Source organism: Nocardioides sp. NPDC000445 (assembly GCF_040300245.1).
Lineage (GTDB): Bacteria > Actinomycetota > Actinomycetes > Propionibacteriales > Nocardioidaceae > Nocardioides.
The window spans coordinates 64,148-79,372 of the sequence record NZ_JBEPDH010000007.1; the positions used below are offsets into that span (position 1 = coordinate 64,148).

The 15,225-nt window shown below is 68.5% G+C and carries 18 protein-coding genes; 13 read left to right on the top strand and 5 right to left on the bottom strand.

What is annotated here, in order from left to right; all coding sequences use genetic code 11:
- Positions 1-29 precede the first annotated feature (29 nt).
- The 7 genes from infA to rplQ all read left to right on the top strand — a co-directional run bounded on the left by infA (position 30) and on the right by rplQ (position 3,814).
- Positions 30-251 carry a translation initiation factor IF-1 gene (gene infA, locus ABT304_RS11255; protein ID WP_011757309.1) on the top strand — a complete coding sequence of 74 codons (222 nt, stop codon included), beginning with the start codon at positions 30-32 and terminating at the stop codon, positions 249-251.
- Positions 252-278: 27 nt separating this feature from the next.
- Positions 279-392, top strand: coding sequence for a 50S ribosomal protein L36 (rpmJ, locus tag ABT304_RS11260; protein WP_008361054.1), 114 nt, complete (start codon positions 279-281; stop codon positions 390-392).
- A 160-nt stretch (positions 393-552) separates the two neighbouring features.
- Positions 553-930: a 30S ribosomal protein S13 gene (gene rpsM, locus ABT304_RS11265; protein WP_008361056.1), complete on the top strand. Its 378-nt coding sequence runs from the start codon at positions 553-555 to the stop codon at positions 928-930.
- Between the two features lie 71 nt (positions 931-1,001).
- Positions 1,002-1,403 (top strand): 30S ribosomal protein S11, encoded by a 402-nt coding sequence (rpsK, locus tag ABT304_RS11270; RefSeq protein ID WP_091052417.1) that lies wholly within the window; start codon positions 1,002-1,004, stop codon positions 1,401-1,403.
- Positions 1,404-1,437: 34 nt separating this feature from the next.
- Entirely contained in the window at positions 1,438-2,046 is a 609-nt protein-coding gene (rpsD, locus tag ABT304_RS11275) for a 30S ribosomal protein S4 (RefSeq protein WP_160027044.1), read from the top strand.
- Between the two features lie 149 nt (positions 2,047-2,195).
- Complete coding sequence (locus tag ABT304_RS11280) at positions 2,196-3,212, top strand: DNA-directed RNA polymerase subunit alpha (protein ID WP_008361061.1); 1,017 nt, start codon at positions 2,196-2,198, stop codon at positions 3,210-3,212.
- A 74-nt stretch (positions 3,213-3,286) separates the two neighbouring features.
- On the top strand, positions 3,287-3,814 hold the full coding sequence (gene rplQ, locus ABT304_RS11285) for a 50S ribosomal protein L17 (RefSeq protein WP_160027046.1): 528 nt from the start codon (positions 3,287-3,289) through the stop codon (positions 3,812-3,814).
- 48 nt (positions 3,815-3,862) lie between these two features.
- On the opposite strand, the gene ABT304_RS11290 is transcribed toward rplQ, so the two are convergent.
- Positions 3,863-4,531 (bottom strand): hypothetical protein, encoded by a 669-nt coding sequence (locus tag ABT304_RS11290; protein ID WP_350715180.1) that lies wholly within the window; start codon positions 4,529-4,531, stop codon positions 3,863-3,865.
- Between the two features lie 69 nt (positions 4,532-4,600).
- The gene (locus tag ABT304_RS11295) at positions 4,601-5,548 is read right to left on the bottom strand and encodes a ketopantoate reductase family protein (protein WP_350715182.1); all 948 of its coding nucleotides are present in this window, start codon (positions 5,546-5,548) and stop codon (positions 4,601-4,603) included.
- Between the two features lie 44 nt (positions 5,549-5,592).
- On the opposite strand from ABT304_RS11295, the gene truA reads away from it, so the two are divergent.
- The 4 genes from truA (at position 5,593) to ABT304_RS11315 (ending at position 8,573) form a co-directional block, all read left to right on the top strand.
- Complete coding sequence (truA, locus tag ABT304_RS11300) at positions 5,593-6,456, top strand: tRNA pseudouridine(38-40) synthase TruA (RefSeq protein ID WP_160027052.1); 864 nt, start codon at positions 5,593-5,595, stop codon at positions 6,454-6,456.
- Complete coding sequence (locus ABT304_RS11305) at positions 6,443-7,060, top strand: class I SAM-dependent methyltransferase (RefSeq protein ID WP_350715184.1); 618 nt, start codon at positions 6,443-6,445, stop codon at positions 7,058-7,060. Before truA ends, ABT304_RS11305 begins: the two co-directional genes overlap by 14 nt.
- Positions 7,061-7,195: 135 nt before the next feature.
- Positions 7,196-7,957 carry a hypothetical protein gene (locus tag ABT304_RS11310; protein WP_350715185.1) on the top strand — a complete coding sequence of 254 codons (762 nt, stop codon included), beginning with the start codon at positions 7,196-7,198 and terminating at the stop codon, positions 7,955-7,957.
- A gap of 235 nt (positions 7,958-8,192) precedes the next feature.
- Complete coding sequence (locus ABT304_RS11315; RefSeq protein WP_160027055.1) at positions 8,193-8,573, top strand: hypothetical protein; 381 nt, start codon at positions 8,193-8,195, stop codon at positions 8,571-8,573.
- Between the two features lie 4 nt (positions 8,574-8,577).
- Here ABT304_RS11315 and ABT304_RS11320 read toward each other — a convergent pair whose 3' ends face one another.
- Together ABT304_RS11320 and lipP1 are read right to left on the bottom strand one after the other, a co-directional pair.
- Positions 8,578-9,918, bottom strand: coding sequence for a cytochrome P450 (locus ABT304_RS11320; RefSeq protein ID WP_350715187.1), 1,341 nt, complete (start codon positions 9,916-9,918; stop codon positions 8,578-8,580).
- A gap of 69 nt (positions 9,919-9,987) precedes the next feature.
- Entirely contained in the window at positions 9,988-10,914 is a 927-nt protein-coding gene (gene lipP1, locus ABT304_RS11325) for a LipP1 family hormone-sensitive lipase (RefSeq protein ID WP_350715188.1), read from the bottom strand.
- A gap of 118 nt (positions 10,915-11,032) precedes the next feature.
- On the opposite strand from lipP1, the gene ABT304_RS11330 reads away from it, so the two are divergent.
- Together ABT304_RS11330 and ABT304_RS11335 are read left to right on the top strand one after the other, a co-directional pair.
- Positions 11,033-12,730: an ABC-F family ATP-binding cassette domain-containing protein gene (locus ABT304_RS11330; RefSeq protein ID WP_350715190.1), complete on the top strand. Its 1,698-nt coding sequence runs from the start codon at positions 11,033-11,035 to the stop codon at positions 12,728-12,730.
- Positions 12,727-13,749, top strand: coding sequence for a GNAT family N-acetyltransferase (locus ABT304_RS11335; protein WP_350715192.1), 1,023 nt, complete (start codon positions 12,727-12,729; stop codon positions 13,747-13,749). The genes ABT304_RS11330 and ABT304_RS11335 overlap by 4 nt, the downstream gene beginning before the upstream one ends.
- 115 nt (positions 13,750-13,864) lie before the next feature.
- Here the strand turns inward: ABT304_RS11335 and ABT304_RS11340 are convergent, their stop codons facing one another.
- Positions 13,865-15,214, bottom strand: coding sequence for a S1C family serine protease (locus ABT304_RS11340; RefSeq protein WP_350715194.1), 1,350 nt, complete (start codon positions 15,212-15,214; stop codon positions 13,865-13,867).
- Positions 15,215-15,225 lie beyond the last annotated feature (11 nt).

Sequence of the window (15,225 nt, forward strand, 5' to 3'; positions counted from 1 at the left end):
AGATGACCGACCAACAGATTGCAGAGGGCATGCCGAAGAAAGAAGGCGTGATCGAGATCGAGGGCACCGTAGTGGAGGCCCTCCCCAACGCCATGTTCCGTGTGGAGCTGAGCAACGGACACAAGGTTCTCGCCCACATCAGCGGCAAGATGCGACAGCACTACATCCGGATCCTTCCTGAGGACCGCGTGGTGGTGGAGCTGTCTCCCTACGACCTGACGCGCGGTCGGATCGTCTACCGGTACAAGTAACCAGCCGACGATCAAGAAAGGGCTGACATGAAGGTCAACCCGAGCGTGAAGAAGATCTGTGACAAGTGCAAGGTGATCCGTCGCCACGGCCGCGTCATGGTGATCTGCGAGAACCCGCGCCACAAGCAGCGCCAGGGCTGAGCCCAGCTCGCAGCAACAACTGAATATTCGCATCGAGTCGCTAGGACGTTGAACCAGATTTCTGGAGTCCGAAGTCACCTCCGGAGCAGAGGCCGGAGCCCGAGGGTGCCACCCCGGGGCGCGACCCGACCGACACCTCTGTCGAAACGTAAGGAACACAATGGCACGCCTCCAAGGTGTTGACCTTCCGCGCGACAAGCGCGTGGAGATCGCTCTCACCTACATCTACGGCATCGGCCGTACCACCTCGCAGAAGCTCCTCGAGGCCACCGGCGTCAACCCGAACACCCGGGTGCACGCTCTGGCTGAGGACGAGCTGGTCAAGCTCCGTGACGAGATCGAAGCCCAGGGCATCCAGACCGAGGGTGACCTCCGTCGTGAGGTCCAGGCTGACATCCGCCGCAAGATCGAGATCGGCAGCTACCAGGGTCGCCGCCACCGTCAGGGCCTTCCGGTCCGCGGTCAGCGCACCAAGACCAACGCGCGCACCCGCAAGGGCCCGAAGCGCACCGTCGCCGGCAAGAAGAAGGCCAAGTGATCCGACGCGCCCTGCGCGTTGATCCGGCTTTCGCCTCGATCTCACAGACCAGCCAACACAGGAGTTAATGCATGCCTCCGAAGACCCGACAGGGTGCGACGAAGGTTCGTCGCAAGGAGAAGAAGAACGTCGCTCAGGGCGAGGCCCACATCAAGAGCACGTTCAACAACACGATCGTCACGATCACCGACCCGACCGGTGCGGTGATCTCGTGGGCCTCGGCCGGCACCGTCGGTTTCAAGGGCTCGCGTAAGTCCACCCCGTTCGCCGCTCAGATGGCCGCCGAGGCCGCTGGTCGCCGTGCGATGGACCACGGCATGAAGAAGATCGACGTCTTCGTGAAGGGCCCGGGCTCGGGCCGCGAGACCGCGATCCGTTCCCTGGGTGCGATCGGCCTCGAGGTCGGCACCATCCAGGACGTCACGCCGGCCCCGCACAACGGTTGCCGTCCGCCCAAGCGCCGCCGCGTTTGATCCCCACCGAGACATAGAAGGAGACTGAAGAGTAATGGCCCGTTACACCGGACCCATGACCCGCAAGTCGCGCCGTCTCGGTGTCGACCTTGTCGGCAACGACGCGGCGTTCGAGAAGCGCCCCTACCCTCCCGGCCAGCACGGCCGCGGCCGCATCAAGGAGAGCGAGTACCTCCTCCAGCTTCGTGAGAAGCAGAAGGCTCGCTTCACCTACGGCGTGATGGAGAAGCAGTTCGCTTCCTACTACGCCGAGGCCCACCGTCGTGGTGGCAAGACCGGTGACAACCTGCTCCAGCTGCTCGAGGGCCGCCTGGACAACGTCGTCTACCGTGCCGGCTTCGCCCGCACCCGCCGCCAGGCCCGCCAGCTGGTCGTTCACGGCCACTTCCTGGTCAACGGCAAGAAGGTCAACGTGCCTTCGTTCCAGGTCTCGGCTCACGACGTCATCGACGTTCGCGAGAAGTCGCTGGAGATGACCCCGTTCATCGTGGCTCGCGAGACCCACGGCGAGCGCGTCGTCCCGGCCTGGCTCGAGGCTGTCCCGAGCCGGATGCGCATCCTGGTTCACCAGCTCCCCGTCCGGGCTCAGATCGACGTCCCGGTCCAGGAGCAGCTGATCGTCGAGTACTACTCGAAGCTCTGATCAGCCCCACGCAGTAACCACGGTGAGTCCCCGGCGTTCAAACTTCACAGAAGACGTACGCCGGGGCCTTGCCGCCCCCACAGCCTTCCGTCATCACCCCTTGAAGTTCGGGTCCGTCAAATAGCGGTCGGCCCGGAAAGGACAAATCAGTGCTTATCGCACAGCGCCCCACCCTGTCGGAAGAGTCCGTCGAGGAGTTCCGCTCCCGCTTCGTGATCGAGCCCCTCGAGCCGGGCTTCGGTTACACGCTGGGCAACTCTCTTCGCCGCACCCTGCTCTCCTCGATCCCCGGTGCTTCGGTCACCTCGATCAAGATCGACGGCGTCCTCCACGAGTTCTCGACCATCGAGGGCGTCAAGGAAGATGTCACCGAGATCATCCTCAACCTCAAGGGTCTGGTCGTCTCCTCGGAGCACGACGAGCCCGTCACCATGTACCTGCGCAAGTCCGGTGCCGGTGACGTCACCGCCGCCGACATCGCGCCGCCGGCCGGTGTCGAGGTGCACAACCCCGACCTGAAGATCGCGACGCTGTCCGACAAGGGCAAGATCGAGCTCGAGCTCGTCGTCGAGCGTGGCCGTGGCTACGTCTCCGCCGTCCAGAACAAGGGCGCCGAGAACGAGATCGGCCGCATCCCGGTCGACTCGATCTACTCGCCGGTCCTCAAGGTCAGCTACAAGGTCGAGGCCACCCGTGTCGAGCAGCGCACGGACTTCGACAAGCTCGTCATCGACGTCGAGACCAAGCCGTCCATCGCTCCCCGCGACGCGATCGCCTCGGCCGGTAAGACCCTGGTCGAGCTCTTCGGTCTGGCCCGCGAGCTGAACGTCGACGCCGAGGGCATCGACATCGGCCCGTCGCCGGTCGACGAGCAGCTCGCCGCCGACCTCGCCCTCCCGGTCGAGGACCTGCAGCTGACCGTTCGTTCCTACAACTGCCTCAAGCGTGAGGGCATCCACACCGTGGGTGAGCTCATCTCGCGCTCGGAGCAGGACCTGCTCGACATCCGCAACTTCGGCGCCAAGTCGATCGACGAGGTCAAGCTGAAGCTGCACGAGATGGGCCTGTCCCTCAAGGACAGCGCTCCGGGCTTCGACCCGTCCGCCGCCCTCGCCGCCTACGGCGACGATGACGACGACGCGTTCGTCGAGGACGAGCAGTACTGAGTTTCCACCAAAACCGCCCCGTGAGGGGCGTCTACCCCGGTACCTGATACGGCCGGAGAGAAGGAGCAGGCACGATGCCTACCCCGAAGAAGGGTGCCCGTTTCGGCGGTTCGCCCGCGCACCAGAAGCTGATCCTCTCGAACCTCGCCACCGCGCTGTTCGAGAACGGCCGCATCACCACCACCGAGGCCAAGGCTCGGCACCTCCGCCCCGTCGCGGAGAAGCTGATCACCAAGGCCAAGAAGGGTGACCTGCACAACCGTCGCGAGGTCCTCAAGACCATCCGCGACAAGTCCGTCGTGCACACCCTCTTCACCGAGATCGCCGAGCAGTTCGCGGAGCGTCCGGGTGGCTACACCCGGATCACCAAGATCGGTCCCCGCAAGGGCGACAACGCTCCGATGGCTGTGATCGAGCTCGTCAACGAGGCCTACGAGCCGAAGACCAAGGCTGCTCCGGCTGCCGCGGCTCCGGTTGCGGCCCCCGTCGAGGAGAAGGTCGAGGAGGCGCCGGTCGAGGAGACCGCCGCCGACGAGACCACCGAGGCCGCCGCCGAGGAGGCTCCCGCTGCGGAGACCACCGAGGACGAGGCCAAGGCCTGATCTGGTTCTGAACTGTGGCCCGTCACCCGCGAGGGTGACGGGCCACTGTCATTTCCCGGCGGTCTGTTCTGATCGGGCCAGCAGCCAGCAGACGATCCCGCCGACGACCATGACGACGGTCGTCGCCACGGTCGAGGCGGCCGACAGCAGCTGTGCCGCGGCGATGTTGTCGAAGGACATGGCGGGCGCGAGCGCGAGGGACAGCGGCGTCTGCACCACGATCAGCAGGACGTAGGTGATCGGCAGCCCGATCAGCCATCGGCGACCGGTCCACGCGGCACATCCCCAACCGGCCAGGACCATCAGGAGGAACAGCGGTCCGAGAAAGCCGATGACGGCCGGGTTGTAGAAGTCCAGCAGTCGGATGAGGCCGTACCAGAACACCGTGCTCAACAGCCAGGAGAGCATCGGCAGCACGATGCCGAGGAGCCGGCCCGTCGGGGTGCGGGCGATGAGCGCGGCGCCACCTGCGACCACGGCGTACAACAGTGCGTTGAGCACGATGGTCACGATGTTGGAGATGGACATGCTGGCGATCGTGCCGCCGAGGAAGTACGTCAGCAGGAAGCCGATCACGGCGATCGCGATCTGCAGGACCACCACCGCCGCGATCACGACGATGGTGATGGTCATGGTCGACCGAGGGGCGGCACCGGTGGCGTGGGTCGGTGGCAGCGGCGTCGGTGGCGGCGGGGGAGGCGGCGCGGCGTGGCTCATGGCAGGCAGCCTGCCGGACCCGCTGTGTGCCTGCCACCCCTTTCAGAGACGGGTTTCCGCGGTCGGCTGTCAGAGGCCGGCGAGGAAGGTGGCGCCGTCGATGCTGCCGGGCTCGGCGCCGGTGCGGGCGATGTCGTGGACCGCGCGCTGGATGGCCTCGTTGACCGGGGTCGGGACGCCGTGGAGGCGACCGAGCAGCACGATCTCGCCGGAGAGATAGTCGATCTCGACGCCGGTCCCGCGGGTGAGGCTCTGCCAGGTCGAGCTGTTGTTGGCACGGCCGCGTCCGGTGATGTGGCCGGCCCGCCGCGTACGGTCCTGGTCGGCGGTCACGACGCCGATCCCGGCGGCGGCGAGTGCGGCTTCCGCCTCGGCCAGGCAGCGGGCGTGGATCTCCTCGTCACTGGGGCCGGGGGCGATCGCGGCGTTGATGCCGTTGCCGAGGTTGTTGAGGAGCTTGCGGTGCTTCCAGGCCATGATGTCGGCGCGCGGCTCGCTCAGGAACGCAGCCTTGACCAGGTCGTTCGCGATCTCGGTGGCGGTGTCGTCGATGCCGGTGGGGTAGCGGCCGATGTCGAGGATGCCGGGCGTGTTGCCGGAGTCCTGGACCACCGCGCCGGGGGTCAGGAAGGTGGCGGGGAGGATCACGTGGATGGCGTACGTCCGGGCGAAGCGGCGCAGGATCCGCGGCTCGTTCGCGACGCCGTTCTGCATCGCTACGACCGGCGTGCCAGACGGCGCGTACGCCGCCAGGTCCTCGAGCGCAGCCTCGGTCTGCTGACCCTTGACGCTGAGGAGGACGACGGTGTCCTCGGTCCAGGCGACCTGGCTCGCGTCCTCGACGGCGGGTACGTCGAGGGTGAGCACGCCGTCGGGGGTGTCGAGGGTGAGGCCCTGCTCGCGGATCACCCGGAGGTGCTCGCCGCGGGCCACGAGAGTGACGTCGACACCTGCACGGTGCAGCAGCCCGCCGGTCACCCCACCGACAGCCCCGGCACCGAAGATCACATAGCGCATGCGCCGAGTCTGGCAAACGACGTGGTCGCTGCGAGAATGGGCCCGTGCGCATCAGGATCGACCTCGCCTACGACGGCACCATGTTCCACGGCTGGGCGACCCAGCCGGGGCTGCGTACGGTCCAGGGGGAGCTCCAGAACGCGCTGGCGACCGCGCTGCGGGTGCCGGCGACGGGGGAGCGGTCCCAGGTGTGGGTGACGGTCGCCGGGCGTACGGACTCGGGTGTGCACGCCCGCGGACAGGTCGCCCACTTCGACATCGACGCCGACGTGCTCGAGTCCTCGCGGGGACGGTCGGAGCAGTCGCCGCTGGACTCGCTGGTGCGCCGGCTGAACGGGATCCTCCCGGCCGACCTCCGCGTACGTGCCGCGGTCGAGGCGCCGGTGGGCTTCAACGCCCGGTTCTCGGCGCTGTGGCGACGCTACGTCTACCGGATCGTGGACGACCCGGCGTACGTCGACCCGCTGCTGCGCGGGCACGTGCTCTACCGGACCCGGCCGCTCGATCTGTCGCTGATGAACGTCGCCTCCGCCGACCTCATCGGGCTCAACGACTTCGCCAGCTTCTGCAAGCCGCGCGAGGGCGCGACCACGATCCGCGATCTGCGCCAGCTCAGCTGGGAGCGGCGCCCCGACGGGATCATCGAGGCGACCGTGCTCGCCGACGCCTTCTGCCACTCCATGGTGCGCTCGCTGGTCGGCTGCCTGATGGTGATCGGGGAGGGGCGCAAGGACGTCAGCTGGGCCAAGGAGTCGCTTGCCTCGCGTTCACGGTCCTCGTCGATCCCGATCGCGCCGGCCAACGGCCTGACCCTCGAAGAGGTCGCCTACCCGCCCGACGAGCTGCTGGCGGCCCAGCACGAACGCACCATGAACCGCAGAGAGGCGAGCGAGCTTGACCGGGACTGACGACGAGCACTACTTCTCCGCCGACCCGTCGGTGCCCTTCGAGCGGATCCCCGTCTCGACGACCGTGTGGGACATGGACCTGTCGTTGGTCTCCGGGTCGGGCGTCTTCGCCAAGGGGCGCCTCGACATCGGCACGTCGGTGCTGTTCAAGGAGACCGAGCCGCCCTCGCTGAAGCCCGGCGCGCGGGTCCTCGACCTCGGCTGCGGTTACGGCATGATCGGGCTCGCTCTGGGTCTCGCGGTGCCGGAGGCGTACGTCACGGGCGTCGACGTCAACGAGCGAGCGGTCCTGCTGGCCAACGAGAACGCGGCGAAGCTGGGTCTGGGCGACCGGTATCGCGCCGCAGTGCCGGCCGAGGTCGACCCCGAGGTGACGTACGACGAGATCTGGAGCAACCCGCCGATCCGGATCGGCAAGCCGGCCCTCCACGAGCTGCTCCTCACCTGGCTCCCGCGTCTCGCCCCTGACGGCCGAGCGGTCATGGTCGTCGGCAAGAATCTCGGCGGCGACTCGCTGCAGCGCTGGATCACCGAGCAGGGCTTCCCCACCACCCGCATCGGCAGCGCCAAAGGCTTCCGCGTCCTGGAGACACGCCGCGCCTGAGGCTTCGCCACGGCGCGGGAGCCGACAGTTCGGTGACATCACCTGCGGAACGTGGACTCATGCGTCAGGCTCCCTGCGTGAGCGTGGACGAGGCGATAGCAGGATCCGGTACCGAGCGGGCGGGCTGTTGCGGGCGTGGTGCAGATCCGCTTCGCCAGCCTCGGGCCGGACTGGCTGCCTGACGAGAGCCGCCGGGCCTACGTCGAGGGCCAGGTGCTCACCGGTGCCGTTGCGCTCTGGGCGGTGGTCACCTTGCTCGCCGGTTTGATCGCGCGGGTCGCGATCCCCGCTCTCCTGACCGTCGTGGCGGCGGTGGTCATCTTCGCGACTCGCTTCGGCCCGGCTGACCAGGAGCTCGTCAGGCCGCTCTTCGATGCGGAGGGGCCGGGAGCGTTCCTGGGCGATCTCGGCGAGCTCCTGTTCGGACCACTTCTGCTTGCCCCGCTGATCGGAGCTCTGGCGATCCGTGACCTGTGGCGGCTGATCGCCTGGGTCGTGGGGCGAGTGCCGCGTCCCCTCTGGGTCGCTGTTGCCAAGGTGGTGATCCCGGTGCTGGCGTTGGTCGCCTCGGATGTTGCGTACGCCATCCACATGCGCGAGAAGATCGTTGACTCGACGATCGCGGTGCAGCTGCCAGGAGCGGACTCGGAGTGGCAGGTCGTTCAGGGATCACTGCAGATGACGGCCTGGCCGGAGTACGACGTAGTGGAGTACCGGATTCAAAGAGGTGGCGTGATCTGGGACGTGTTTCTGTTCCCAGACGACAGGGCTGGTTTCCGGCTATCCGGGGACGTGGCTCGCGACGACGGCTCCAACGCAGCCGAGATCTTCATGGAGATGGAGCCAGGCACACCCGGCGAGCTTGTCAGGGCCAACTGCTGGGCCTGCCCGGGCTAACTGGGACAGGGTCGCTCACTCGGCGACTATGGCAGAGGGTCCGAGTTCGTGAATCGTTCACAAACTCGGATCCTCCGCCATAGTCAGGTGCAATCCTCGTAGGCGCGGGCGGACCGGCAGGGCCAAGGGCTTCTGAGTCCTCGAGCCCGCCGCGCCTGAACGGTCCAGATGCCGGTTTCCGCCGTCTCGCGCGTCTCGCGGCCGGTCGCGCCTGGCGCGCTGCGAGACTCCGGCCATGACCAACCGTGCGATGACGACTCCCGCACTGACGAACCGTCAGCGCCTGGCCCGCTCCTACAAGGCCTGGGGCGTCGCCGCGCTGGTGAGCCTGGTGACGGTGCTGCCTGTGTACCTTGCCGTGACGAGCTCCGGCATCGAGATGTCGCGGCTGGTGAGCGTGCCGGTGATGGTCGTCGTGGGGTTGATCGGGCCGGTGGTCGGAGCGTTCTTGAGCATGCGCGCCGGGCTGGGGCGGTTCTGCACCGGGGCCGCGTTCGTGATCATCGCGACCCCGATGACGAGCCTGCCCTTGCTGGCAATCCCGGCGTACGTCCTGGCACCCTGGATCGCCGTGGCGATCAGCGAGGAGCCGGTGCCTCAGCGCCGGAACGGCTGAGCGCTCAGGCGGGGACCGGGTCCTTGGCCAGGCGGACCGGGAGGCGGTCGAGGCTGTAGACGACCGAGAGGTCGCGCCAGCCGAGGTCGCCGGGGTCGTCGGTGGCCATGGCCAGGTCGGGGAAGCGGCGGGCGAGGCCGGTGAGGGCGGCGCGGAGCTCCATGCGGGCCAGCTCGGCGCCGACGCAGCGGTGCATGCCGTGGCCGAAGGCGAAGTGCATGGTGTCGGCGTTGCGGAGGTCGAACTGCTCCGGCTTCGGCATCACCGCGGGGTCGCGGTTGGCGCCGGTGAGGCTCACCAGGACGACGGCGCCCTTCTTGATCGGTACGCCGAAGAGGTCGTGGTCCTCACGGGCGAACCGCGGGAACGCGAGCTGCACCGGGCAGAGGTAGCGGAGCAGCTCCTCGACGACCTTGTCGACCTCGGCCCTGTCGCCGGAGCGCAGGATCTCGTACGCCTCCCGGTTCTGCATCAGGACGTAGGCGCCCATGGAGAGCATCGAGGCGGAGGTCTCGTAGCCGCCGAGGAAGACGCCGTCGGCGAGACCGCCGAGCTCGACGTCGTCGTACTCCGCGCCCTTGTTGCGGATGATCTCGCCGATCATGCCGTCGCCGGGGTTGGCGCGCTGCTGGCGGACCTGCTCGATGAGGAACGTCCTGGTCTCGGTCGCCGCGCCGAAGGCTCCGGCGCCCCCCTCGGAGAGGTCGAAACGGGCCATGCCGAGCTTGTGGAACTCGTCGCGTACGTCCTCGGGCATGCCCAGCAGCTCACAGATCACCCGGAACGGGATCTCGAAGCCGAAGTGGTGGACCAGATCGACCTCAGGGCCGTGGGCCTCCATGCCGTCGAGGGCGTCGGTGACGATCCGGTCGATCATCTCGTTGAGCCGGCCGAGGCGGCGCATGGTGAACTCCGGGGTCAGCAGCCCGCGGAGCTTGGTGTGGTCGGGCGGGTCGGTCATGCCGAGGCCACCGATGCCCTCGGCGTCGGTGCGCTTGCGCGTGCCGAGCAGGTGGCGCATGTCGTTGGAGTAGGCGTTCTTGTCGGCCAGGACGTGCTTGGACTCGGCGTGCCCGGTGACCAGCACGATGTCGAGGCCGAGCACCGAGCCGAGCTTGGTGACCGGCGCCTGCTCGCGGCTCTCGGCGAGCAGCGGCACCGGGTCGACGCCGTCACGGCGCAGCGGGAAGGTCAGGTGCTCGGGGATCTTGCGCAGCGTGGTGATGTCGGGAATCGGCGACTCCTTGCCCCGCATCGCGAACTGCAGGGCAAACTTGCGGACACGCTCCGTCAGCGGTCGCGTCATCGCCCGTCCAAAGGAACGTAGCTGGGCAGCAATCGGCATGCGGCCAGTCTGGACCATCGTCAATCGACGGTCATCAGGAATACCCCTGGTTTGACCGTGTGTCTTGGCTCACCCGTGGAGCACGGTCCTGAACAGCGCACACGTCTCCTCGATCGCGAGCTGTGCGGCCTGCGAAAGATGGCCCATGGCGAAGAAGCCGTGGATGAGACCGTCGCAGTGGCGGTACGTCGTCGGGACGCCTGAGCTCTCCAGCGCCTTGGCGTACGCGATGCCCTCGTCGCGCAGCGGGTCGAACTCAGCGGTCACCACGACCGCCGGGGCGAGGCCCTCCAGGTTGCCCTTGATCGGGCTCAGCCGGGGGTCGGCGCGATCGGCGTCGCCCACGTAGTTGTCCGAGAACCACTTCATCGTCGGCAGCTCGAGGAAGTAGCCGTGGCCGTTCTCCGCGTACGACGGGTAGCCGCTGGTCATGTCGATCCCCGGGTAGATCAGCAGCTGGCCCGCGAGCTCGCGTCCTTCGTCGCGGAAGGCCTGGGCGACCACGGCCGACAGGTTGCCGCCGGCGCTGTCGCCGGCCACCGCGACCCGGCCGTCACCACCGAGCGTCGCGGCGTTGTCGCTGACCCAGCGAGCGGCGGCCACCGCATCGTCGTACGCGGCGGGGAACGGGTGCTCCGGGGCGAGCCGGTAGTCCACGGCGACGACCACGGCGTCGCAGATGGTGGCGAGGTTGCGGGCCTGGTCCTCGTGGGTGTCGAGGTCGCCAACGACCCATCCGCCACCGTGGAACATCACGATCGTGGGCAGCGGCCCCTGCGTGGTGGGCCGGTAGATGCGCACGTCCAGGTCGCCCGCCGGCCCTGGGATCACCCCGTTCTCCACCGAGCCGACCGGTGGAAGCGGGATGCCCTCGCCCAACGCACGGTAGAGCGCTCGTGCCGTCGGCGGGTCGAAGGACTCCAGGGGCTGGCCCTTCGCGAAGAGGGTGAGCAGGTCAGCGATCTGGCTGTCGAGCGGAGGCATGGCGTCAGTCATATCGCTATTCGCCAAAATGTGTCGAGCGTCACGTTCTACTGATGGGACCGCTCGACTCAGAACGTCTGCGGGGCCGATACGGAATAACCATTCGACACGGGTGCCAGACTGGACGGTTGTGGGACATGTGGACGTTGCTGGAGTGAGTTTCCAGCTGCCTGACGGACGAGTGCTGCTCGACGACGTCTCCTTCCGGGTGGGCGAGGGTGCGAAGGTCGCGTTGGTCGGCGCCAACGGCGCGGGAAAGACGACGCTGCTGCGGATCGTCACCGGTGAGCTGGCCCCGACGACGGGATCCGTCGTGCGCTCGGGCGGCCTCGGGGTGATGCGGCAGATGGTCGGCAAGGGCTCCTCGACCGTCGGTGAGCTGCTGCTCTCGGTGGCGCCCGCGCGGGTACGCGAGGCGGCGGCCGGGGTGGAGGCGTGCGAGCTGGAGCTGATGTCGTCGGAGGACGAGCGGCTGCAGATGCGCTACGCGACCGCGCTGGCCGAGTACGCCGACGCCGGCGGCTACGACATCGAGGTCGTCTGGGACGTGTGCACCATGGCCGGGCTCGGGGTGCCGTACGACCGCGCCCGCTACCGATCCCTGGACACCTTGTCCGGCGGTGAGCAGAAGCGGCTGGTGCTCGAGTATCTGCTGCGTGGTCCCGACGAGGTGCTGCTGCTCGACGAGCCGGACAACTTCCTCGACGTGCCCGGCAAGATCTGGCTGGAGCAGCGCATCCGGGAGTCCCCGAAGACGATCCTCTACGTCAGTCACGACCGTGAGCTGCTGGACAACACCGCGACCAGGGTGGTCACGGTCGAGCTCGGCGCGTCCGGCGCCGGAAACAGCACGTGGACGCATCCTGGTGGGTTCGCCTCCTACCACGAGGCCCGCAAGGACCGGTTCCTGCGGTTCGAGGAGCAGCGCCGTCGCTGGGACGAGGAGCACGCCAAGATCAAGGCACTGGTCCTGCGGCTGAAGGTCAAGTCGGAGTACAACGACGGGATGTCTAGCCAGTACAAGGCGGCCCAGACCCGGCTCCGGAAGTTCGAGGAGGCCGGGCCGCCCGTCGAGCAGCCACGGGAGCAGGCGGTGCAGATGCGGCTGCGCGGCGGGCGCACCGGCAAGCGGGCGGTGGTCTGCGAGGCGCTCGAGCTCACCGGATTGATGAGCCCGTTCGACCTGGAGGTCTGGTACGGCGAGCGGGTTGCCGTGCTCGGCTCCAACGGTTCGGGTAAGTCCCACTTTCTGCGGCTGCTCGCCCGCGGCGGCACCGACCCGGACGTGGAGCACCGCCCGGTCGAGGACACCCCCATCGAGCCGGTCCGCCACCGTGGGAAGGCCAAGCTCGGTGCCCGCGTGCGGCCGGGCTGGTTCGTGCAGACCCATGCCCATCCGGAGCTGGTGGGACGTACGCTGCTCGACATCCTGCACCGCGGCGAGGCCACGTCGGACGGGCGGGGGCGCGCGGGGATGGGCCGCGAGGCCGCCTCGCGAGTGCTCGACCGCTACGAGCTCGCGCACGCCGCGGAGCAGACCTTCGACTCGCTCTCGGGCGGGCAGCAGGCGCGCTTCCAGATCCTTCTGCTCGAGCTCAGCGGCGCTACCCTGCTGCTGCTCGACGAGCCGACCGACAACCTCGACGTCCAGTCCGCCGAGGCCCTCGAAGCCGGGCTGGAGTCGTTCGAGGGCACCGTCATCGCGGTCACGCACGACCGTTGGTTCGCCCGTGGCTTCGACCGCTTCCTGGTCTACGGCGCCAACGGTGATGTCTATGAGTCCCCGGAGCCGGTCTGGGACGAGACGAGAGTGGAGAGGTCCCGATGAGTGAGCTGGTGATCGAGCGCGTCGATCCGTTCGACGACGACGCCTTCGACGCGTGGTACGACGTGATGACCGCGTCGTGGCTCGACGTACGCGGCCCCGACGCGGACCTGTGGGCGCGTGAGGAGCAGCGCGTCGAGCTGCAGCAGCAGACCGAGAAGACCGACCGCAGGGCCTACGTCGGCCGTGTCGGTGGTGAGGCGGTCGCCGCCGCCTGGATGGCCATGCCGCTGCTCGACAACCTCCACCGAGCGACGCTCGTGGTGGCGGTCCTGCCGGCCCACCGGCGTCGGGGCCATGGCACCGCTCTGCTCGACCATGTCGAGGCGGAGGCCCGTGCCCAGGGGCGTACGTCGTTCACGGGCGAGGTCTGGTGGCCCTGGCCGCTCGGCTCCGGTGGTGAGGGATCGCCGGGGCGGGACTTCGGGATCGCGCGGGGCTATGCGCCCGCCCTGGTCGAGGTACGCCGCCTGCTGCGGCTCCCGGTGCCGGACCACGTCCTCGACCGGCTGGCGGCGGAGGCCGCAGAGAAGCACGGCGACTACACGCTGCGCTCCTGGGTCGGCCCGGTGCCCGACGACATCGTGGAGAGCTGGGCCGTGCTCGACGCCAGCCTGGAGACCGAGGCGCCGACCGGCGACCTGGACATCGAGGCGCTCGAGCCCGACGTGGCGAAGGTGCGCGAGTCCGAGGAGCTGGTCGCGGCCCAGAAGCGGACCCTCTACCACTCGGTGGCGCTGGACGCCGACGGCCGGGTGGTGGCGTACACGGTGATCGGCTACTCGAGCCTGGACGGCAACAGCTATCAATGGGGCACCCTGGTCGAAGGGGCTCACCGGGGCCACCGGCTCGGCCTGGCGGTCAAGGTTGCCAACCTGAGGCTGCTCCAGTCCGAGCGACCGGAGGTGCCGACCCTGGCGACGTACAACGCCGAGGTCAACACCCACATGATCCAGGTCAACGAGGCCATGGGCTTCGAACCGGTCGAGTGGCTGTGCAGCATCCAGAAGCAGGTCTCCTGAGTCGCAACGGGGACGAGCGCCTCATACCCGATCTGTGTCGGGTATGAGGCGCTCGGTTGTTGGCACCCCGCGGCGCTGAGGTTTCCGTCGGAAGCCCCAGCGTCTTGCGGGGAGATCAGGTGGCGTCGGAGTCCAGGGTGATCTTCGCGCTCTGCTCCTTGCCGTCGCGAGACCAGGTCACCTCGACCTCGTCGCCGGGGCGATAGGAGCGGACCGTGGCGACCAGCGAGTCGGAGCCGTTGATCTGGTGGTCGTCGACCTTGGTGATCGTGTCACCCTTCTTCAGCCCGGCCTTCTCGGCGGCACTGTCCGCGGTGACCTCCTGCACGACGGCACCGGTGACGGTGTTCTCACCGGACTGGGCGGCGGAGCTGTCGCCCACCGAGATCCCCATCCGGGCGTGGGTGGCCTCGTCGCCAGCCTTGAGCTGGTCGATGATCGGGAGCACCTCGTCGATCGGGATCGCGAAACCGAGGCCGATGGAGCCGGCCTCCTCGCTGGAGGATGAGTTGGACCTGATCGAGGCGTTGATGCCGACGACGTTGCCGTTCATGTCGACCAGCGCCCCACCGGAGTTGCCGGGGTTGATGGCGGCGTCGGTCTGGATCGCCGGGTAGACGGTCGCGTTGCCGGAGGAGTCCGAACCGACGTTGACCGGGCGGTCCAGGGCGCTGACGATGCCGGTGGTGACGGTCGAGTCCAGGCCGTACGGGGACCCGATCGCGACGACGTCCTGCCCGACCACGAGGTTGCTGGACTTGCCGATCGTCGCCGGGGTGAGGCCGGAGACGTTCTCGGCCTGGATCACCGCGGTGTCGGTGAGCGGGTCGGTGCCGACCACCTTGGCCGCGGCCGAGGTGCCGTCGCTGAAGTCGACGGTGATCGAGGAGCCCTGCTGCTGCTCCTGCCCCTGGTCCTGGTCGGGCGAGCCGGGGAAGCCGGGGTTGGTCTCCTGGGTGCTCTCGGAGGAGAGGTCGACGACGTGGTTGTTGGTGAGGATCAGCCCGTCGGAGGAGAGGATGATCCCCGAACCCGACCCGCTGCCGCCCTGGGCGGCGACCCCGATCTTGACCACCGAGGGCAGCACCTTGGCCGCGACCTTCTCGGCGGTGCCCTCAGGTGCGTCGCTGTCGACGACCTGGGAGCCGGTCGCCGAGCTGCCGCCGTTCCGGGCGCCGTCCTCCTGGGTCGAGTAGAACAGTGCCGCGCCACCGAAGCCGGCACCGCCGCCGAGCACGAGAGCGCCGACGAGTGCGGTGGCGGCGAGCGTGGCCCGGCGCGCCTTCGGCTTGGGGGTCGTGGCGAGGGCCGCCGGGGCCGTCGACAGGACTGCGGTCGGAGCCACCCCGGGAGGCGGGGTGGTCGGAGCGGCGGGGGGCGGAGGCGTCGCGGTTGCGTCGGCACCCGGGGGTGCCCACTGCGGCGGGGTCCCACCGGGCTGCTGCTGAGGAGTGGGTTCGGTCATGTCATTCAGTG